This is a genomic window from Paenibacillus tabacirhizosphaerae, from assembly GCF_040812395.1.
Taxonomy (GTDB): domain Bacteria; phylum Bacillota; class Bacilli; order Paenibacillales; family NBRC-103111; genus Paenibacillus_E.
Map to the genome: position 1 here is coordinate 122,063 of NZ_JBFNXH010000006.1, position 19,038 is coordinate 141,100.

Annotated in this window: 19 protein-coding genes; 4 read left to right on the forward strand and 15 right to left on the reverse strand. The window is 48.1% G+C overall.

Annotated features, from left to right (window positions below):
- Nucleotides 1-106: 106 nt before the first annotated feature.
- The gene (locus ABRS97_RS13045) at nt 107-1,447 is read right to left on the reverse strand and encodes an ArsB/NhaD family transporter (protein ID WP_367814466.1); all 1,341 of its coding nucleotides are present in this window, start codon (nt 1,445-1,447) and stop codon (nt 107-109) included.
- A gap of 98 nt (nt 1,448-1,545) precedes the next feature.
- Between ABRS97_RS13045 and ABRS97_RS13050 the strand changes: the two genes are divergently transcribed.
- Nucleotides 1,546-1,935 carry a TIGR04086 family membrane protein gene (locus ABRS97_RS13050; RefSeq protein ID WP_367814468.1) on the forward strand — a complete coding sequence of 130 codons (390 nt, stop codon included), beginning with the start codon at nt 1,546-1,548 and terminating at the stop codon, nt 1,933-1,935.
- Between the two features lie 95 nt (nt 1,936-2,030).
- A complete protein-coding gene (locus ABRS97_RS13055) occupies nt 2,031-2,867 on the forward strand; it encodes a phosphatase PAP2 family protein (RefSeq protein WP_367814470.1) in 837 nt (278 codons plus the stop codon).
- A 75-nt stretch (nt 2,868-2,942) separates the two neighbouring features.
- On the opposite strand, the gene yajC is transcribed toward ABRS97_RS13055, so the two are convergent.
- The 8 genes from yajC to ABRS97_RS13095 all read right to left on the reverse strand — a co-directional run bounded on the left by yajC (nt 2,943) and on the right by ABRS97_RS13095 (nt 10,813).
- A complete protein-coding gene (gene yajC, locus ABRS97_RS13060; protein ID WP_367814472.1) occupies nt 2,943-3,242 on the reverse strand; it encodes a preprotein translocase subunit YajC in 300 nt (99 codons plus the stop codon).
- 15 nt (nt 3,243-3,257) lie between these two features.
- The gene (gene tgt / locus ABRS97_RS13065; RefSeq protein ID WP_367814474.1) at nt 3,258-4,397 is read right to left on the reverse strand and encodes a tRNA guanosine(34) transglycosylase Tgt; all 1,140 of its coding nucleotides are present in this window, start codon (nt 4,395-4,397) and stop codon (nt 3,258-3,260) included.
- Between the two features lie 43 nt (nt 4,398-4,440).
- A complete protein-coding gene (gene queA, locus ABRS97_RS13070) occupies nt 4,441-5,496 on the reverse strand; it encodes a tRNA preQ1(34) S-adenosylmethionine ribosyltransferase-isomerase QueA (RefSeq protein WP_367814475.1) in 1,056 nt (351 codons plus the stop codon).
- 9 nt (nt 5,497-5,505) lie between these two features.
- Complete coding sequence (locus ABRS97_RS13075; RefSeq protein WP_367814477.1) at nt 5,506-7,725, reverse strand: SpoIID/LytB domain-containing protein; 2,220 nt, start codon at nt 7,723-7,725, stop codon at nt 5,506-5,508.
- A 145-nt stretch (nt 7,726-7,870) separates the two neighbouring features.
- Nucleotides 7,871-8,878 (reverse strand): Holliday junction branch migration DNA helicase RuvB, encoded by a 1,008-nt coding sequence (gene ruvB, locus ABRS97_RS13080; protein ID WP_367814479.1) that lies wholly within the window; start codon nt 8,876-8,878, stop codon nt 7,871-7,873.
- Between the two features lie 26 nt (nt 8,879-8,904).
- A complete protein-coding gene (gene ruvA / locus ABRS97_RS13085) occupies nt 8,905-9,534 on the reverse strand; it encodes a Holliday junction branch migration protein RuvA (protein WP_367814481.1) in 630 nt (209 codons plus the stop codon).
- Entirely contained in the window at nt 9,531-10,034 is a 504-nt protein-coding gene (gene ruvC, locus ABRS97_RS13090; protein WP_367814483.1) for a crossover junction endodeoxyribonuclease RuvC, read from the reverse strand. Before ruvC ends, ruvA begins: the two co-directional genes overlap by 4 nt.
- A 113-nt stretch (nt 10,035-10,147) precedes the next feature.
- The gene (locus ABRS97_RS13095) at nt 10,148-10,813 is read right to left on the reverse strand and encodes a BofC C-terminal domain-containing protein (RefSeq protein WP_367814485.1); all 666 of its coding nucleotides are present in this window, start codon (nt 10,811-10,813) and stop codon (nt 10,148-10,150) included.
- A gap of 112 nt (nt 10,814-10,925) precedes the next feature.
- On the opposite strand from ABRS97_RS13095, the gene ABRS97_RS13100 reads away from it, so the two are divergent.
- Nucleotides 10,926-11,141: a hypothetical protein gene (locus tag ABRS97_RS13100; protein WP_367814487.1), complete on the forward strand. Its 216-nt coding sequence runs from the start codon at nt 10,926-10,928 to the stop codon at nt 11,139-11,141.
- A 234-nt stretch (nt 11,142-11,375) separates the two neighbouring features.
- Nucleotides 11,376-11,987, forward strand: a complete 612-nt coding sequence (sigW, locus tag ABRS97_RS13105; RefSeq protein WP_367814489.1) for an RNA polymerase sigma factor SigW — start codon at nt 11,376-11,378, stop codon at nt 11,985-11,987.
- A gap of 66 nt (nt 11,988-12,053) precedes the next feature.
- Here the strand turns inward: sigW and ABRS97_RS13110 are convergent, their stop codons facing one another.
- The 6 genes from ABRS97_RS13110 to ABRS97_RS13135 all read right to left on the reverse strand — a co-directional run bounded on the left by ABRS97_RS13110 (nt 12,054) and on the right by ABRS97_RS13135 (nt 19,014).
- Nucleotides 12,054-13,403, reverse strand: coding sequence for a LysM peptidoglycan-binding domain-containing protein (locus ABRS97_RS13110; protein ID WP_367814491.1), 1,350 nt, complete (start codon nt 13,401-13,403; stop codon nt 12,054-12,056).
- Between the two features lie 261 nt (nt 13,404-13,664).
- The gene (gene ilvE, locus ABRS97_RS13115) at nt 13,665-14,543 is read right to left on the reverse strand and encodes a branched-chain-amino-acid transaminase (protein ID WP_367814493.1); all 879 of its coding nucleotides are present in this window, start codon (nt 14,541-14,543) and stop codon (nt 13,665-13,667) included.
- An 8-nt stretch (nt 14,544-14,551) separates the two neighbouring features.
- The gene (gene pheA, locus ABRS97_RS13120; protein ID WP_367814494.1) at nt 14,552-15,439 is read right to left on the reverse strand and encodes a prephenate dehydratase; all 888 of its coding nucleotides are present in this window, start codon (nt 15,437-15,439) and stop codon (nt 14,552-14,554) included.
- On the reverse strand, nt 15,436-16,416 hold the full coding sequence (gene thrB, locus ABRS97_RS13125) for a homoserine kinase (RefSeq protein ID WP_367814496.1): 981 nt from the start codon (nt 16,414-16,416) through the stop codon (nt 15,436-15,438). Before thrB ends, pheA begins: the two co-directional genes overlap by 4 nt.
- A gap of 7 nt (nt 16,417-16,423) precedes the next feature.
- Entirely contained in the window at nt 16,424-17,488 is a 1,065-nt protein-coding gene (gene thrC / locus ABRS97_RS13130) for a threonine synthase (protein ID WP_367814498.1), read from the reverse strand.
- A 239-nt stretch (nt 17,489-17,727) separates the two neighbouring features.
- Nucleotides 17,728-19,014, reverse strand: a complete 1,287-nt coding sequence (locus ABRS97_RS13135) for a homoserine dehydrogenase (protein WP_367814500.1) — start codon at nt 19,012-19,014, stop codon at nt 17,728-17,730.
- Between the last annotated feature and the right edge of the window lie 24 nt (nt 19,015-19,038).

Sequence of the window (19,038 nt, forward strand, 5' to 3'; positions counted from 1 at the left end):
CCTCCCCGTGATCTAAAGATTAGGCTTACGAGTTCTCGGAGTTCAATGGTATTCTGACCGCTGATGATCTTCATCATGCAGATTTTACGTATTCAATTGTTGGCAATTAGAGCAAAAATAGATTGAAATATATCGTTGCAACAATCAGGAGCAGGAGAGATACAGGGGCTGCAACAATGAAATACGCCCGGTGAGAAAGCCCTCCTCCGTTTTGTCCTGCGAGACCAGCCGCAAACATACTTGCTGTTGAACCAAACAAAGTTGCGCTCCCTCCAATGGCCGCGCCTATGATTAATGACCACCAAAGCGGTGAAATCGAGATATCCCCTACATCAGCTAAAATAAATCCTGTATGTTGAATAACAGGGAGCATCGCGGCTACATAAGGAATTGTATCCATCATCGCAGAACCAATACTTGTCAGCCACAGCACGAGATTAGTTAAAAACGGTATGCTGCCTTGGCTGATTTCCAATCCTCTGGCTGCCACAAATCCGCTAACTCCCGCGTATGCAAGTCCTCCTACCATAATAAACAGGCCCAGAAAGAATAGGACTTGGGTCTCCATAACGCCCTGCACCACCGTGCGGTAGTCTCTGCTTTTCACCAGATGAATAATCGATTTATAATCGAGGGCTAACAACGCTGCTGCGCCAACAGCCCCAATATATGAAGCTTTCCAATCAAGAACCCCTTGCAAAACAAAGGCAAGCAGCGTAAGCACTGCAGCTATGCTCACTCCCCAAAGCAGCACTGGATCTCTAGTCAGGTAGGAGATCGGCTGCAAACTCAGAAGCTCTCTTTTGTGAGAATCCGATACAATGAGTTTCTTGCCATAAAGCAGCCACATGACCACGTAAACGATTAAAAGCAAAATCACTACAAGTGGGGCAAGGACTACCAGAAAACGCCCCATCGTAAGCCCTGCCGCAATGCCAATCATTCGATTCGGCATATTGCCTAGGAGTGTTGCTGCGCCGCCGACATTAGCGGACAACACAACAGCGATCAGAAAAGGTACAGAGGACAATTTCAACATCTTTGTTGCGCTTAGAAGAATAGGAACGATAACAGCTATTGCTAGAAAAGCATCCAAAACTGCTGAAATTGCCGCAACAAGTAGAGATAAACTAAGTAAAATCGTAAATGGCTTCAAGCGGAACTTTCGTATGATTGCACTTGCCGCATAAGCGATAAGGCCTGTCTTTTCCATAATGCCAGCAATCACGGTTAAGCTTGCAAATAGTAGAAGTGCATGCCAATTCGCGAATGTGGAAAAGGCTTTGCCCATAGGAACAATGCCCAGAACGATCATGAGCAGCGCCCCGCCCAATGCGGTGTAAGTGCGATCCCATTTTTCAATCAACATACACACGTAGGCTGCTGCAAAAATAAGAATAGCCATAATGGCTTGCCACATTACAGGCCCTTGTGAAAATTCAGTCATATGCTCACTTCCCCTCCAAACAGTCTGTACTAATTCTATGTGTACAACCATACAATGATGTTAACGGAAATTTCGAATATAAGAAAGGATTGGTGTCTATGAACCCTATGCGAAGTGTCAGTCAGGTTCGAATTACGTCTCCTCTATTTTCTGGACTTCTCTACTCATTAATCATGATGACGATCGGAACATTAGTTACATCCTTATTCTTACTGTTGACGAGTGCTCAAGAAACGTCCTTGCATACGCTAACTACGATTATTCATGCGGCTTCCCTGTTTATTGGCGGCTGGGTTTCCGGTAAAAGGGCAGGTGCGCGAGGCTGGTACCATGGCGGGATACTTGGTTTTGTTTATTTTTTGCTTATCTTCTTAATCGGGTTTCTTGCTTTTGATGCAGGACTCAACTTACAATCGTTGCAATTGCTAATCATCCTTTTCATTTCGGGAGCTTTAGGCGGGATGCTCGGAGTGAACACGCGCAAATAAGTAGTTTCCGTGAAATTATCACCTTCCCCCTTCAAATGTGGTATAATATCATAGTTCTTCACGCAACTAATTTCCATTTTTAGGGGGAAAACACCATGAGTCCCTTTCAGTCTATGACACATGCAACGATTTATATCGTTATTACCGTCTTCGTTTTTCTAACGATTGCCACACGAAAAAACCCATTTGCCATAGCCGGAAGCTTTGTGCAAGAGATCTTTACATCACGCAAGTACATGCTGCATTTTATTGCCTTGATCATCATCTTATTTTTCAATAAATTCGAGCTTTGGCTTGAGCAAACCATCAATTTTAAAGCTGATTTCACGAAATCGATTTATCGCGTTGAAGGCAACTTTGTCGCTGCGATCCAGCATTTCTTTCACCAGGATTTGCTTACTTATGTGAGCAGTTATTTCTACGTTGTCGTCTTCCCGGCTGTCATGATCGCTTCAATCGGCATTTATACGTATCAGAAAAACTATAAACTTTTCTACGCTATCTGTTATGCGCTCATGTTTAATTATATGATTGCCATCCCATTTTATCTGTTTTTCCCAGTAAATGAAGTCTGGTCGTTTCATCCGAATGTGAAGCTGCTCATTCTCGATGTGTTTCCGACGTTCGAACAGGACTATCGCCCGTTGTCCGGTCTAGATAACTGTTTCCCAAGTCTGCATACATCCATCTCCGTATCGATGGCCGTCATTGCAGTAAAAAGCCGCAATACTTTCTGGAAAATTTTCGTGCCTTGCTCTTCGGCATTCATCATTTTCACGATTTTCTACCTTGGCATCCATTGGCTGTCCGATATGTGCGCCGGAGTCATTCTTGGCGTGGTCGCAGCGAGACTTGCCCTGAGGATTTCCGAAGGCCATCTCGTGCTAGGCGAGCAAGCGCTGCTGCAGCGGCTGAAGAAAAACCAAATGTAAGCTTTTCAACCATACAAAGCCAAATAAAAAGCGAGAACCTGATAAGAGGATCTCGCTTTTTATTGTATACCGTAACTATTCTTTCGCGATAGAGTTGATGGCAGAACGATCGAACGTCATTTTCGTAGCATCGTTAACGCGCAGCACGCAAATATCGTCTGTAATTTCCATTATCGTTCCATGCAGCCCACCGATAGTAACGACCTTATCCCCTTTTTTCAACGCCCCTAGCATTTGATTGCGGGTCTTTTGTCTTTTTTGCTGTGGACGAATAAGTAAGAAGTAAAGTACAACAAACATGAGCACTAACGGCCCGTATGTATACAAATATCCTACTGCTCCTGTGTTAGCAGCAGCATCAGCTAATAAAAACATGGGTATCCTCCTTTCTTAAAATCCTCTTTCATTATCATTCAGCCCATATGCCTCAAAGAAAGTATCACGGAAATCGAGCAATCGATCCTCCATAATCGCTTCTCTCACATCACGCATGAGCTGCAATAGAAAGTGCAGATTATGATAAGTAGTCAGCCTGATACCAAAGGTTTCATCTGCTTTAATCAAGTGCCGAATATAAGCTCTGCTGTAATTCTTACAGGTGTAGCATGAACATTTCGGATCAATAGGACCGAAATCTTCGGCATACTTCGCATTGCGGATCACAAGCCGCCCAGCGCTCGTCATGCATGTACCGTTCCTGGCAATACGTGTCGGTAACACACAGTCGAACATGTCGATCCCGCGAATTGAGCCTTCTATTAAAGCATCCGGAGATCCAACCCCCATCAAATAACGAGGTTTGTTTGCAGGAAGCAGCGGTGTCGTATAGTCCAGCACCTCATACATCAAATGCTTAGGCTCACCTACGCTCAGTCCACCAATAGCATACCCCGGAAAATCCATGGAAGTCAACTGCTGTGCGCTGAGTCGGCGCAGATCCTCGTGCATGCCGCCTTGGACGATGGCAAAAAGACCTTGATCCTCTGGTCTTGCATGGCTTTGCAAGCAGCGCTCCGCCCAACGAGAGGTTCTTTCTAACGATTTCTTAAGGTAATCGTATTCTGCCGGATACGGCGGGCACTCGTCAAAAGCCATCATGATGTCAGAACCGAGCGCATTCTGAATCTCCATCGCCTTCTCAGGGGAAAGGAATAGCTTGTCCCCATTCAAATGAGACTTAAATTGAACGCCTTCTTCCGTAATTTTACGAATATCGCTCAGGCTGAATACTTGAAAACCGCCGCTATCCGTAAGAATCGGACGATCCCAGTTCATAAATTTATGCAGGCCGCCTGCCGCTTTTACCAATTCATGACCAGGACGAAGAAATAAATGATAGGTGTTACTTAAAATAATATGAGCGTCCATCGCCTTTAATTCCTCTGGGCTCATTGTTTTCACAGTCGCTTGTGTGCCTACCGGCATAAATGCTGGTGTTTCAATAACACCATGTGGTGTATGAACTCGGCCTAGCCGTGCTCCTGACTGTTTACAAGTTTTGATGGCTTCGTAGGTTACTGCTGCTGGCAATACATCCACTTCCTATTCTAAGTTAAACAATCGTTAAACTATTTTAATAAATGAACATGGCATCTCCGAAGCTGAAGAATCGGTATTCTTCGCTAACAGCTTGCCGATAGGCTTCCATAATATGTTCCTGACCTGCCAAAGCGCTTATCAGCATCAACAGCGTCGACTTCGGCAAATGAAAATTCGTTAGCAGCGCGTCTACAACTCGAAACTTATACCCAGGGTATATAAAAATGCTCGTCCAGCCGTGCGCCGGCTGAATCTCACCATGCTCGCCGCTAAGCTGGGCGACTGTTTCGAGTGTGCGCGCAGATGTTGTCCCGACAGCGATTACACGCTTGCCATTTGCTTTCGTTGCGTTAATGAGCTCAGCTGTTTCTGGAGAAAGCACGTAATATTCCGCGTGCATCTGATGCTCTTCAACCTTATCCACGGAGACCGGGCGAAAGGTGCCAAGTCCTACATGCAGCGTAACGAAAGCTATCTGCACGCCTTTCGTACGAAGCTTTTCCAAATAAGCTTCCGTGAAATGAAGACCTGCTGTCGGTGCGGCCGCAGAACCTTCATGCTTGGCGTACACCGTTTGATAACGTTCCTTTTCCGGGAGTTGCTCCTTGATATAAGGAGGAAGCGGCATTTGTCCAAGACTATCCAATATTTCATTGAAAATACCTGTGTAGCTGAACTGGAGCACACGCGCTCCCATCTCTCCCTCTTCCAACACTTCCGCCGTGAGAGGAGCTTGACCCTCGGATGCTGCGTCTACACCGAACACGACAACAGCCCCTTGTTTCATTCGTTTGCCAGGCTTAACCAAAGCCTCCCATCGATCTTCGCCGATTGGTTTAAGGAGCAGAATTTCTACCTTGGCGCCGGTATCTTTCTTCACACCAAAAAGCCGTGCTGGAATGACCCGTGTATCATTCATCACGAGTAAATCCCCGGCTTCCGCATAATCAGCCAATTCTTCGAACATCTGGTGGCTGATTGCACCTGTTTGTTTGTTTAGCGTAAGCAACCGAGACGCCGTCCGATCAAGCAGCGGCGTCTGGGCTATCAGTGACTCAGGCAGTTCAAAATCAAAAGCATTTACATCCATTGTGTGCATTCATTCCTTAGTTATGTTGACTCCAGCATAATAAGTTTGGAGTATTTTCTGATAATTATAGCCTAACTCAGCGTAGCCTCTTGCTCCCCACTGCGACATGCCCAAACCATGTCCAAATCCGGTCCCTCGAAAAACAAACTGCTTGCCGCGAACCTCAGCTGATGGTTGTGGTAAAGATGGCGTAGTTCCGGTCGCAAAAGTTGTACCAGCCGAACCCAGTGCAGTGAGATCCGTCTTTTTCAATGCAGTTGGTTTTGATTGCCCTCCGGAAAGAACGTATATAGCGTCTGAAGGCGCACTGTTCGTGTTATTGCTTCCAGCTCCTACAATAGCCAGATTTGAAGTGCTTGGCAGATTGCCGGCAGAAGTACTGCCCGATGTACTACCAGTATAACTTCCTGCTTGCTCAATTTCAAACCGGGTACTCGGAAGTCCGCCTAAAGCAGCGCGTAATGCGTCCGGATACGGTACTTTAGCAACAATCCCGTTCACCTTGAGTTCAATAGCCCTGCCGGATGGACCACGCTTGGAAATTTCCAGCGATTGCAAATCGCCACTGATCGTAACCCCCGAAGCGGCCAGCTTGGTTTTGATCTCATCAGCACTGTAAGGTCCCCGAACCCAAGAAAATGCGTTGGATTCCTTTTCTTGACCGAGAACAAGCACCCGCTCCTTCTCTGCCAACTGCGCGATAGAAGGATTCGCAGCATTATCGGCATAAGGGGCAAGACGAACATTCACACCATTTTCAGTTGCTTCGTAATAGGAAGCGCCATCTTTATTCTTCTGACCGGTATCTTTCAAATACATGGAATGCACATACGCCGTTCCACCGTCGGCAAGCTGAATACGGTACCATACAGCTTTTCCTTTCTCAGCGCCTTCATCGGGACTTGACACGCTGCGCAAGTAAGTGACAGGATTCCCCCATACCTCGGACGGATCAGCCGTCATTCCGCCTGCATTCGATGAGAAGACGGGGGAAATGAGCCCGCTTTTATCCTTGATGACCTCGCCTTTCGTCGCATCAACAGCTTGCAAGCCTCCTGCAAATTCACGCTGTAAACCGTAGTACGCTTGATCCATTGTGGAGTCTGTCACTTGAGCAATTTCATATTTGTTTCCTTGCTTAAGGGCATATGTACGGGCAGCAACGGCCTGGGCTTTCAACGCTTCAACCGGCCATCCCGCGCTCAACTCCGAGCCTAAGACGGCATAAAGGTATTGTTCAAGCGGCAGCTCATTGACTAGCGCTAGCTTATCATGGAAAGCACTGACTTCCATGTCTCCCCGATAGCTGCGTTCCGCTCGCTCTTTCACCGTAATTCCCGTTGCTTTGGGATGAATCCACGTTTTCTGATTCGATGTGCCCACCGCATAGTGCGCAACCGACTCGGTTCCATTTGCCGAAGCGGTCACATCAGCTCTACGCAGCAAGTACGAGACTGTCGCATTCACTGCTTGCAGCGGTACATTAGGCGCTGCTTTCAGCGCCAGCTGCTTTACCGCATTCAACTGCTCTGTCGTTGCCTCATTACCAATCCAAACAGCATACACCAGTTTCCCGCTCACATCTTCTTGTAGCGCAAGATCAGCGGAGAGTCCTGCTTGATTATAGACGCCTGCTTGCTGCAAAGCTTCTGCCTCCGTTGCATATCCTCCGGCGCTCCAGCGCAGCGGGCCAGCCAAGTCAGGGGCAGCTGACTTCGTCATGGCAGCGATGGTACTATCTTTCAAAACCTGCGCCTTTGCGCCTTCCGCCGCCTCTTTCGTAGGAAAGCTGCCGTAATGCACTTCATACATCGTTTTTCCTTGTTTTACTCGGCGTAGTACATACCCGTCTGCCTGCATCGTCGACAACTTGGCATACAATGCCTTTGCCGCTGTAAAATCCGCCGTTTCCAACAGGTTCACGCTGTACTGGTCAAGAGACAAACGAATCGCGGAGGCATCCGAGCTAGACGCCCATACCTTTGCGGCAGTGCCGACTCCGCCATTGCGAACGCCAATTTCAAGCCCTGCCGAGGATGACAACGTAACAACAGGCTCTGCAAGCTTATATTTCGTTGAATCTATAAAAAGAGCTACACGAATTTGATCGGGACGTGAAACTGTTTCCGCATAGGTAGGATTCGGCAGGAGGGGGGCAGCACTTAAGGTCAAAGCAGCCGTAGTCATGAGTACAAAGGTCTTAGGGATTAGCAGCTTGCTCCATTTCATGCGACAAAAATTCCTTTCTCTCGTGGGGTTTCTAGCTAATTAGACGCTCAAGTCATCCGGAAGTTTTGTTTGATAGAGCCATTAGCGACAAAAAAATCTCTTGCCCGCCTTTCAGCAGAGGCAAGAGATTCTACATACGTTTGACTTAACGCTGCTCCGGTACAGGCAATCCCAAGTGCTGATAGGCCATCGGTGTTACCATCCGACCGCGCGGTGTGCGCTGCAAGAAACCAATTTGCAGCAAATAGGGCTCATAGACGTCCTCGATCGTCTGACTCTCCTCACCGATTGTCGCCGCGATCGTTTCCAAGCCCACAGGACCGCCCTGAAAGCTCTGAATGATCGCACGCAGCATCTTGTGATCAATCTCATCTAGACCGAGATCATCGATCTGGATGAGCTTCAGCGCGGTCTTGGCGATGTCTAAGGTGATGATGCCATCACCCTTCACCTGCGCGAAATCGCGGACCCGCTTCAGCAAGCGGTTCGCAATTCGCGGCGTTCCGCGCGAGCGCATGCCAATCTCGCGCGCGGCTTCGCCGACGATGCCGACCTGAAGGATGTCGGCAGTCCGGCTGACGATATAGGTGAGCTCGTCCACCGTATAGAACTCCAGCCGGCTGACGACGCCGAAGCGGTCGCGCAGCGGCGCCGACAACAGGCCGACTCGCGTCGTCGCGCCGACCAGTGTAAACGCCGGCAAGTCTAGACGTACCGAGCGTGCGCTCGGCCCCTTGCCAATAATAATATCAAGGGCAAAGTCCTCCATCGCCGGATACAGCACTTCTTCCACCGTCCGGTGGAGCCGGTGTATTTCGTCGATGAAAAGCACGTCGCCCTCCTGCAAATTCGTCAGGATGGCAGCAAGATCTCCCGGCCGCTCGATAGCAGGGCCGGAGGTCGTTCGTATATTTACGCCAAGCTCGTTAGCGATAATATTGGATAGCGTCGTCTTGCCGAGCCCAGGCGGTCCGTACAGCAGCACATGGTCAAGCGCTTCCTTGCGCATCTTGGCTGCTTCGATGTAGACCTTCAAGTTCTCCTTCGCCTGCTTCTGGCCGATATATTCCGCCAGATAACGGGGACGCAGGCTGTATTCGATCACGCCATCCTCCATCATCAAATTAGCCGAAATAATTCGGTCGTTATCCATGGGTAGGTCCTCCTAATTCAACTGCATTACATCGTATACAAAGCTTGCAGCGCAAGCTTCATCAACACATCGACGGAATCCGATGCCTGAGCCTTAGGCTTCACCTGCAGCCAAGCACGGTCAGCTTCCGCTTCCGTATACCCAAGCGTCATCAACGCTTCTTTCGCTTCCGACCAAGCACTGCCGCCTTCGCTTATCTGCGAAGAACCTACGATGCTCATCGCTACGGCTGCTTCCGGACTCGTCAAGCTTACAGCCCCCAGCTTATCTTTCAAATCCAAAATAATCCGCTGCGCTGTTTTCTTCCCTATTCCCGGCAGCTTCGTTAAGAAGGCAAGGTTTTCTTGACTAATTGCAGCGACAACCGCTTCAGGCCTTCCTCCGGCAGCTAGAATGCCCAGTGCCACCTTTGGCCCGATGCCCGTTACGTCCAGCAGAAGCCGAAATAAGGATTGCTCATCCCGGCTCATAAAACCGAAAAGCAAATGTGCATCCTCACGAACGTGATAGTGGATGAACATGGTCACATCTTCATTCTCTTTATGCGGCAGTGCATAGGGATTGGGACAAAACACCCGGTAGCCAACGCCGCCTACGTCAAGAACCGCATATTCATTCTCGCGATGCGCTACTTTTCCTCGTAAGAAATCTATCATCTTTTCACGACCTCATTTATCTTGTTTTGCAATGCCGAAGAATGCGCATGGCAAATCGCCACCGCGAGCGCATCCGCAACATCGTCAGGTTTTGGGACTTTGGCCAGCTTAAGAAAAATTTTGACCATTTCCTGCACCTGATGCTTCTCTGCTTTACCATAGCCAACAACTGCTTGCTTCACTTGCAGCGGCGTATATTCAGCAATTGGCAGTCCAGCTTGAACACCTGCGAGAATCATGACGCCTCGCGCTTGTCCGACAGTGAACGCCGTCGTTACATTACGATTAAAAAACAATTTCTCAATCGCAAGCGCATCCGGTTTATATTTCTCTATTAATTGTGTCGTAGCGTCATAGACATCCTTAAGCCTCAGCCCAGGGTCCGTATGCGCTTCTGTTTGAATAGAACCATATTGAACGGGAACGAGCTTGCTGCCAATCTTATCTATAAATCCAAAACCCACAATAGCAATCCCTGGATCGATACCCAGAATACGCAAAGCTATTTCTCTCCCATCCCAAAAAAGCGAACATATGTAGTCATTTCATTATAGCAGATAACAAAAAAAAGAGATAGACTCGGGTCTCTCTCCCTGTCTATCTCTTATCATAACTAATTAACCATAGCCTGTTCCTTTTCTTCTACCGCATAATCGCTGAATGTTGACAGTACACTGTTATACTCCTCTACATCAGAAACGCGGATACCATCATGCAGTTGTTTCACGGTGTCGCGCGGCAAACTGCTTTCCAGATGTTGAATGTTTAACTGAAAAAAGGTGCGAATCACATTATCCTTGCCTGGATTTCCATTGAATAACGACAAATTCCCATTCTCATCAATACCGAATACAGCCCTCAATTTACATTCCGGCGACAGATCATTAATATGCTGAGTAAACGTTACCTCGCCCTTGGCACTTAGGCTCAGCAGCCAATCCGGGTGCTTCGTCTGCTCGTCCAGCATTTGACTTGGTGTGAGAGTGCCCAGTTCCTGTCGTTCTTCCCCGCATATATATGATTTAAACAGATAGGTTTCCCTGCTGTCCGTAATACCCTTGAGCGTTACAAGAGAATCTCGAAGTCTTTGGTCTTCCTCCGGTGTCAACTTAGCTAAGGTTGCTTGGCTATTCACACTGGCTGCATCTCCCGTGAAGTAACCTTCTTTATGAAGCATCCAGCTCGCGAGGCATATCACAATAACCGTTCCGAGCGCTATCCAATTACGTCTCCAGCGCAATTTTCTTTTCCAATGCTTAAAAAAGCTATGTACATTCACCGAAATCCCCTTCTATTCTCGTTTTTTCGTATTGTTTCCATTTGCGCTGGAGGCTATACATCATTTACCATAGAGAGAAGCGTGAAACCAATCAAGACGGACGGTGAACAGCATGAAAGGGAGAAAACGTATCAAACGAACTACACTCCTTGTGATCGGAGCCATTCTCTTATGGGGAGTTGTCGCCATTTGGAATGAAGTGCAGCGAAGTGAAGCCGGTTTAGCAGCTCCTCATTCAACAACGGCCTCGAAGGAAATACCGACTCCAGCCAGCAATCATACAGCCATCTATCAGGACCCAAATCAAGCAAACATCGGCACACCCTAGCATGAAAATTTGACTGTTGGCACAGAAATGTTATAGTCAGAAGTAGATAAATTTTTCTCATACTTATTCAGACTAAATGATATACATTTGACATGACTGATCTTATATGAATGAGAAAAGTTCACAATTCAATATGCACGAATTGGCTTACGAGAAAGTTTTCCGGCAGGAAGGCTCCGCGTATGCATTCAAAGACAGTTTTCCAGTGGGGAAAACGCTAAGGAGGGGAACAGCATGAATGTGGCAGAGCTTCAATTGATTCAGTTATCGCGCCGGGGGGACCGCAACGCTTTCGTGGAATTAGTGGAGTTGTACCGTAATAAAATTCAAAGACTTGCTTTTCGTATGCTTCACAACAGACCGGATTCCGAAGACATTGTCCAAGAAACTTTCATCCGTGTTTACTTAAACTTGAACCACTATGACGAAAGTCAAAATTTTTCAACCTGGATATACCGCATCGGCAAAAATGTAGCAATTGATCTGCTTCGCAAAAAAAAGCCTGTCCAATCCTTAGATGCCGAATTGTCAGAGAATGACGATGATTACAGCTACTACAGCAAGCTAGCCAGTCAAGATCAAACGCCTGAGAACGCCGTTCTCCAGACCGAGATTCAAGAGCATATGCATACATCCATTAATAAACTGGCCGACAAATATAAAAGTGTAATCACACTGTACTACTTAGAAGAGCTTTCGCTTCAGGAAATAAGCGAGAAGCTGGATTTACCTATCACAACAATCAAAACCCGGCTGCACCGGGGAAGAGAGCTTCTCCGCAAAAAATGGGGCATGAATTTCGTTGTTGGCTTAATGGTATTTTTCACAATTGGCATGCTGGCCTAAAAAAACAACCCACCACTTTTTCCAAAGCGGATGGGTTGTTTTTTTGCCTGCAAACCGACGCTCCACTTAAACGTTGATCCAGGGCAGATTTGGTTTCGGAGTCGAACGCTCCACTTGATTTTGCTGCCTTTTCAAAGCGGAGTTGATCGCGGCAGTATTTAATAATCTAGTCTTTTTTGATTTTACCGCTCTTTCACTCTTTTTACTGGGACGAATATCGATTTCTACCGTTTCCTCTTTATCGGTTTCTTCAGCTAGCTGATGGGTGTGAACTTGCGGTAACATCGGGGATTCGTATGGCGTTGGATAAGGCGTTTCATAATGCGGAACCATCCCGTGGTGAGGTGTATAGAAGTCTGGCCCTACCGGATAGTGTGGTACATGCTGCATATGGATTGGCGATGTCATTCCCATAGACATCTCTGGAAAATAGCCATCTGCAGTTGGAAAAGTTTGAGGAAATGTATGCCATGGCTCTTCAGCCGTATACGCTGGCATTCCTGCAGGGAATGTCTGCCATGGCTGCTCAGCGTAATGGCTTCCTCCACAACCGCAGCCTCCGCTGCTGACCGGGATTTGATTCGTTTCCATCGGGTAATGTCCATGTTCCCAGGGAGCTAGAGGATAAGGAACGAATTCAGGGCATTCGGAAACATCTGCCGGCTCCTGGCTTGGATAGACGGAGACTTCTGTAGCCTGAATATGGAACTGATGAAAAGGATGTACCGCTGGTTGCATGTATGGCTCATTAAGGCTCGTTTGTTCAGGCTCTTGAGCCGGCTCTTGCGCAGGCGCTTCCTGCGTCGGCATAGTAAAGTTCGGTAATTCCGGAGCTGCTTCGGGCGCTTCGGCAGGCTCAGGCGCTGCCTCGCTACTCGGGCTTTCCATAATCGGAAGATAAGGCGTGAGCGGCGGTTGGATGGGTTGGGCAGGCGCCGCTTGCTGAACAATCGGCTGCTCGACAAATGGCGCCGTCGACTTCTTGTGGGAATGGCCTGGCAATGGGGCTTGCTGCCAATGTTCATGACCATGGCTATGGTCTGGATGGTGGCTGTGCTCTTGACCTTGCGCTTGATCGGCATGTATTTTTGGAATAAATACCAGTTCCCCAGTCATGAGGACATTTGGATTTTTGAGCTGCGGATTGGCTTGAATCATCGCTTGCAGAGGAATATCCCAGGCTTTTCCCAACTTCCACAAGCTATCCCCTTGCTGGACGATGTGCTTATACACATACTCCGATGAGGGTGGCTCTACCGGTTTGGGACTGGATGGAATTTTGACCTTTTCGCCAATGCTCAAGACGTTCGGGTCAGCGAGTTGCGGATTTAAGGCAATGACCTGGTCCAGATCGACATGATATTTTTTTGCCAGCTCGTAGAGGGAGTCGCCTTTTTTGACAATATGGATTTTCAACACCAATACCTCCTTAGAGTTTTGCGGACAAAATCTGCATGATTGGATCCGTTTCCTGCTAACGGCGTAATCATGCGCGAAATGCGTCCGCTTCGCTTTTTCGTTTGTAAACTTTACCTCGCAAGCCTAAACGACAGCGGTATCCTTTCCGGTTACCCATTCACAATGACATTACAGTTTATGCACGTAACTAGGCTTTTGACCTCCTTTCGGACAAAAAAATCCCTCACGCTTAGAGCGCAAGGGATGATATCCAAAAACCTATTCAAAAACGCGAACGCCGTCAATCTCCACAATACCGCGAAACGCTTGCAGAAGATGCGTCGTAATCGGTCCCGCCTTACCTTCGCCGATGATACGGGCGTCCACCTCCCGCACAGCAATAACCTCAGCCGCCGTTCCTGTGAAGAACACTTCATCAGCCACATATACGTCATGAAGCGTAAATGGTTCCTCTTTCAGAGGATAACCCAGCTTGGCGCACAGCTCAATGATCGCCGCCCGTGTAATGCCTTCCAACGCTCCACAATAACAAGGAGGTGTGTAGACGACGCCTCTTTTGATGATGAAAATATTGTCCGACGAACCTTCGGCTACATAGCCTTGGGAATTCAACATAATCGCTTCGCCGACACCGGCAAGATTAGCTTGAATTTTGACTAAAATATTGTTCAAATAGTTGAGCGATTTAATCTTTGGATTCAGCGCGTCCGGCACGTTGCGCCGTGTCGATACCGATACCGTTTTCAGACCGTTCTCATAAGCTTCTTCCGGATAAATGGATAACTGCTCAACGATGATCAGAACGCTCGCTTTCGGTGAACGGCGCGGATCAAGTCCGAGATCTCCGGCGCCACGGGATACAACCAGACGGATGTACCCATCGCGAAGCTCATTTCGGCGAACGGTCTCCACAAGCGCTTCCTGCATCTCCTTGTAGGTTAAAGGAATGTTCAACATGATGGATTTTGCGGAATCATATAAGCGATCCAAGTGTTCTTTGCATTTAAATATCGTGCCATTGTAGATCCGAATGCCTTCGAAAATACCATCGCCATACAAAAAACCGTGATCATACACGGAAACTTTGGCATCTTCTTTCTTGACATAATTACCGTCTAAATAAATCCATTGTGCCATGTTGTTCCTTACACCTCCAAATTTTTCGTGTAATCTTCATAGGAATAACTAGGATAACAACCAAGAATGCGTACCTGACAGCCAATGGCTTCAATTTCCTCCAAAGCGGCAGGCAATAACACGGAGTCCATGGAACCAACGATATCTATGTAAAAATAGTAAATTCCCAGCTTTTTCTTCGTTGGCTTGGATTCAATCTTCGAAAGATTAATCCTGCGCCACGCGAAGGCAGACAGAAGCTGATGCAAAGCTCCAGGCTGATCATCAGGAAGCGTAACGAGAATCGTCGTTTTCATGTTATTCGAGGCCATCAATTCAGGTGCTTCGGCGCCGACGAGCAAGAAACGGGTCATATTATCTTTATGATCCTGAATTTCCCTTTGCAAAATTGGAACTTCGTAATCCACTGCGGCAATAAACGGACCTATGGCCGCAACTGTCGGATCCTTCAGCGTAGAAACCAACCGAACGCCTTCCGCTGTGCTGCTCACGGACTCGAATTCAGCACCACGCAAATATTGCTTCATAAACCGACTGCATTGCGCCGGCACGACATGGTGAGAGAGCACTTTGCGAATATGCGCATACGGATTGGAAGCATCCTTCGTCCTATCGGGAGCCTCGTATCCAATGAGATTCATATCGATAGGAAAAACCCACTCGGCCCGAATCGGCAAATCCACCTCATGGACAAGCCAATCCACATGCAAGTGAACGGAGCCTTCCAACGTGTTCTCGATCGGGATAACGCTTAGATCCGTTTCCCCGGCAGCAGTTGCGCCAAATACGTCTGAAATCAATTTAAATGGCACGTATTCAAAGGTGTCGTTCCCCAGAAAATGCCGAGTCGATTCCTCCGAAAATGTGCTTGGCCCTAATACAGCAATTCTCTTCAAGCTCGTACCTCCTTAGCGCTTGCCTCCTGTAGCCACGCGCCAAGATCTAAGTTCCCCGGACTGAGTAAAGTGGTCGTTACGCCGTCAGAGCTCGGCTTGAGCCACAATAGCTGCGCTTCAATGCCTTCCTTCTGAAGCGTTTCTTTCAGAAAAGCTTCCAGCTCGGCTTTTTGTTCACTTCTCGCATCCACGAGCGCAAGCATCGTAGGGCCCGCTCCGCTTAGAGCAACACCGAGCGCGCCATGCTGATCGGCTTGCTCCAGAATCGTGTTCATGCCTGGGATGAGCGCCGCGCGATACGGCTGATGCAGCGCATCCTTCATCGCATGGCGAATCATCCCCAAATTGCCTGTACTCAGCGCGGCAACGAGCAAAGAGGAGTGGCTGAGGTTGAACACCGCATCCTTCATCGATACTTGCTGCGGCATCACGCTTCTCGCCTTCTCTGTGGAAAGCTGGAAGGCTGGTATCGCTACCAGCGCTTCCAAGTTCACATCGGGTTCCAGCCGAATGGCTTCAGCGCGCTCCCCGTCCCAAAATGCAACCACGATCCCGCCAAACAAGCTAGCCCCGACATTGTCGGGGTGCTTCTCCAGGCGGGTTGCGATTTGGAACAGCTCATCTTGCGTGAGCTTGTTCCCGATCAGTGCATTGGCGCCGGCCAGCGCGCCAACAATGGCCGACGCGCTGCTGCCGAGGCCGCGCGTCAATGGAATATCGCTATACATCGTGATAGCCAATTCAGGATGAGAAACCCCAGCCTGCTCGAATACCATCTGTGCTACTTTATAAATCAAATTCGACTTGTCGGTCGGAACGCCATTCATCTGATCGCCGATCAATTGAATCGTCGTTGTATCCGATATCGCCATGTCGATCCAAGCGTACAAATTAAAAGCCATACCCAGAGAGTCAAACCCCGGTCCCAAGTTAGCTGTACTGGCTGGAACCTTCACTCTCACCTTATGCATTGACATGGAAAGCTCACCCCTCCAGCTTGCGGATAGCTTCCATAACCGCCTGCTCGGAGTCCTCAACAACGAGAGGATCGCCGCCGGCTACGCTCTTAATAGCGATGTTAGGATCCTTCAAGCCATGTCCAGTCAGTACGCACACAACGCTCTCTCCGCCTTTGAAATACCCTTCAGCTTTAAGCTTCATCACACCGGCAATTGAAGCTGCGGATGCCGGCTCAGCGAAGATGCCCTCTTTGGCAGCAATGGTACGGTATGCATGAAGAATTTGTTCGTCCGTAACATAGTTAATCTGGCCGCCCGATTCATTAGCGGCATTCACCGCACTGTCCCAGCTTGCCGGATTACCGATTCGAATAGCCGTAGCCACTGTTTCAGGATCGCGGATCGGTTCACCTTTGACAATCGCCATTGCGCCTTCAGCCTCGAAACCAATCATTTTCGGCAAGGAAGAGATTTTACCTCCGGCATGGTACTCTTTAAAGCCTTTCCAGTAAGCGGTAATGTTCCCCGCATTCCCTACAGGAATAGCCAAGTAGTCAGGAGCTTTGCCTAATTGGTCGCTCACCTCGAATGCCGCCGTTTTCTGGCCTTCAATCCGGTAAGGGTTCACGGAGTTGACCAAAGTAATTGGATGTTTGGCCGTAATTTCACGGACGATCTCCAAAGCACGGTCGAAGTTGCCTTCAATCGCAATGACTTTTGCGCCATAAATGATAGCCTGAGCCAGCTTGCCCAGCGCAATATTGTTATTAGGAATAAGAACGATACAGTTCAAGTTGCCTTTGGCTGCATAAGCGGCAGCTGCGGCTGACGTGTTCCCTGTGGATGCGCACATAATCGTGCGGCTTCCTTCTTCCATCGCTTTGGCAACAGCCATCACCATGCCGCGATCTTTAAAAGAACCCGTTGGATTCAAACCTTCATACTTGAAATAAATATCCAAATCCAGCTCGTCAGAGAGCTTGTCAGCGCGGATTAATGGGGTATTCCCTTCATGCAAAGTCAGCAACGGCGTGTTGTCATTAACAGGTAAATAATTTTTGTAAGTTTGCAATAAGCCCATATATCTCATTTCGGTACAGCGCCTCTCTTTTTGGGGTTGAATTTTTTGTTTAACTTCTTTTTATTTAAAATGAATGTTTTAAAAACCTGCTTTCAGAACCGAGAAGGTTGGACGATATCCGGAGAAGGAGGAACGGAGCGTAGGTGTCCTACGTGAGTACCGGACTTCCCGGATTCGTTCAAGATTCGACGCCGAATCCGCTTCCCCGAGCCTCTTCGTTATCAAAGCAGGTTTTTAAAACTACCTTATTAGCCTTCTACGCGGTAGAGGCTTTTGATGGAGTGAATAACATCCATCGATTCGAACTGTCTCAGCACGTTTTTCATACTGGCTTGATTCGCATCGTGCGTGATGATAATGATTTCCGCTTTCGGATTACTCGTGTTCGGATGCTGGAAGACAGACTCCAAGCTCACTTCATGCTGGGCGAAAATTTGCGTAATTTGCGCAAGCACACCCGCTTTATCTTCTACGTATAGAAGAATAAAGTTTTTAGAGGCAATCTGCTCGTCGGTTTTAAGCTTTTTCTCCTTGTAAGGAGCCAGAACCGTGCGTCCGTTCACACCTAGCTTCAAGTTGCGCACTACCGCAACCAAGTCAGCGACAACAGACGTCGCCGTCGGCAGCTCACCTGCGCCGGCTCCGTAGAACATGGTTTCACCAACCGCTTCACCTGTAACATAAACCGCGTTGTATACGCCGTTAACAGAAGCAAGGGGGTGGGAATTCTTCACCATCGTCGGCTGTACGCTTACCGAGATGTGGCCATCATGATTCTCTGCGATGCCAAGCAGCTTGACTTCGTACCCCAGTTTTTTTCCATATAGAATATCTTCTTTGCTTACATTCGAAATTCCTTTTACCTCAACGTCAGCCAAGGCCACATTCGCATGGAAACCAAGTGTGGAGAGGATCGTCATTTTACGCGCAGCATCAAGACCCTCTACATCGGAAGTCGGATCCGCCTCGGCATAACCGAGCTCTTGAGCTTCTTTCAGAACGTCAGCATAAGCTGCGCCTTCTTGACTCATTTTGGTCAAAATGTAGTTCGTCGTGCCGTTCACAATCCCCATGATCTTCGTAATGCGATCGGAAGAGAAGCCCTCAACTAATGCGCGAATGATCGGAATGCCGCCGGCAACGCTTGCCTCATACAGCACGTCGCAGCCCTTCTCAGCTGCTTTAGCCAAAATTTCGGCGCCATGCATCGCCATTAAGTCTTTGTTCGCTGTGACGATATGCTTACCGTTATCAAGCGCAGTCAGAATATGCTCTTTCGTTGTGGAGATCCCGCCCATCACTTCCACGATAACGTCGATCTCGCTATCATGAATGATATCCCATACACTCTCCGTCAGCTTGTCCGGATCGACAGTGATGTTACGGCTCTTTGTTCTATCTTGCACCAAAATCTTAGCAATTTCAATTGATGATCCCGTTTGACGCTGCAAATCCTCCTGATGTCCTTCAACGATACGAACCACACCTGTACCTACAGTTCCAAGCCCAAGTAAACCAATCTTGATCGGTTTCATTCCATATACCTCCCGAATAATTTC

What these genes read in the sequence shown, in the direction of transcription:
- ABRS97_RS13045 (WP_367814466.1), bottom strand. Translation starts at nt 1,447, where the DNA reads ATGACTGAATTTTCACAAGGGCCTGTAATGTGGCAAGCCATTATGGCT.
- ABRS97_RS13050 (WP_367814468.1), top strand. Translation starts at nt 1,546, where the DNA reads ATGAACCCTATGCGAAGTGTCAGTCAGGTTCGAATTACGTCTCCTCTA.
- ABRS97_RS13055 (WP_367814470.1), top strand. Translation starts at nt 2,031, where the DNA reads ATGAGTCCCTTTCAGTCTATGACACATGCAACGATTTATATCGTTATT.
- yajC (WP_367814472.1), bottom strand. Translation starts at nt 3,242, where the DNA reads ATGTTTTTATTAGCTGATGCTGCTGCTAACACAGGAGCAGTAGGATAT.
- queA (WP_367814475.1), bottom strand. Translation starts at nt 5,496, where the DNA reads ATGGATGTAAATGCTTTTGATTTTGAACTGCCTGAGTCACTGATAGCC.
- ABRS97_RS13075 (WP_367814477.1), bottom strand. Translation starts at nt 7,725, where the DNA reads ATGAAATGGAGCAAGCTGCTAATCCCTAAGACCTTTGTACTCATGACT.
- ruvB (WP_367814479.1), bottom strand. Translation starts at nt 8,878, where the DNA reads ATGGATAACGACCGAATTATTTCGGCTAATTTGATGATGGAGGATGGC.
- ruvA (WP_367814481.1), bottom strand. Translation starts at nt 9,534, where the DNA reads ATGATAGATTTCTTACGAGGAAAAGTAGCGCATCGCGAGAATGAATAT.
- ABRS97_RS13100 (WP_367814487.1), top strand. Translation starts at nt 10,926, where the DNA reads ATGAAAGGGAGAAAACGTATCAAACGAACTACACTCCTTGTGATCGGA.
- sigW (WP_367814489.1), top strand. Translation starts at nt 11,376, where the DNA reads ATGAATGTGGCAGAGCTTCAATTGATTCAGTTATCGCGCCGGGGGGAC.
- ilvE (WP_367814493.1), bottom strand. Translation starts at nt 14,543, where the DNA reads ATGGCACAATGGATTTATTTAGACGGTAATTATGTCAAGAAAGAAGAT.
- thrB (WP_367814496.1), bottom strand. Translation starts at nt 16,416, where the DNA reads ATGTCAATGCATAAGGTGAGAGTGAAGGTTCCAGCCAGTACAGCTAAC.
- thrC (WP_367814498.1), bottom strand. Translation starts at nt 17,488, where the DNA reads ATGAGATATATGGGCTTATTGCAAACTTACAAAAATTATTTACCTGTT.
- ABRS97_RS13135 (WP_367814500.1), bottom strand. Translation starts at nt 19,014, where the DNA reads ATGAAACCGATCAAGATTGGTTTACTTGGGCTTGGAACTGTAGGTACA.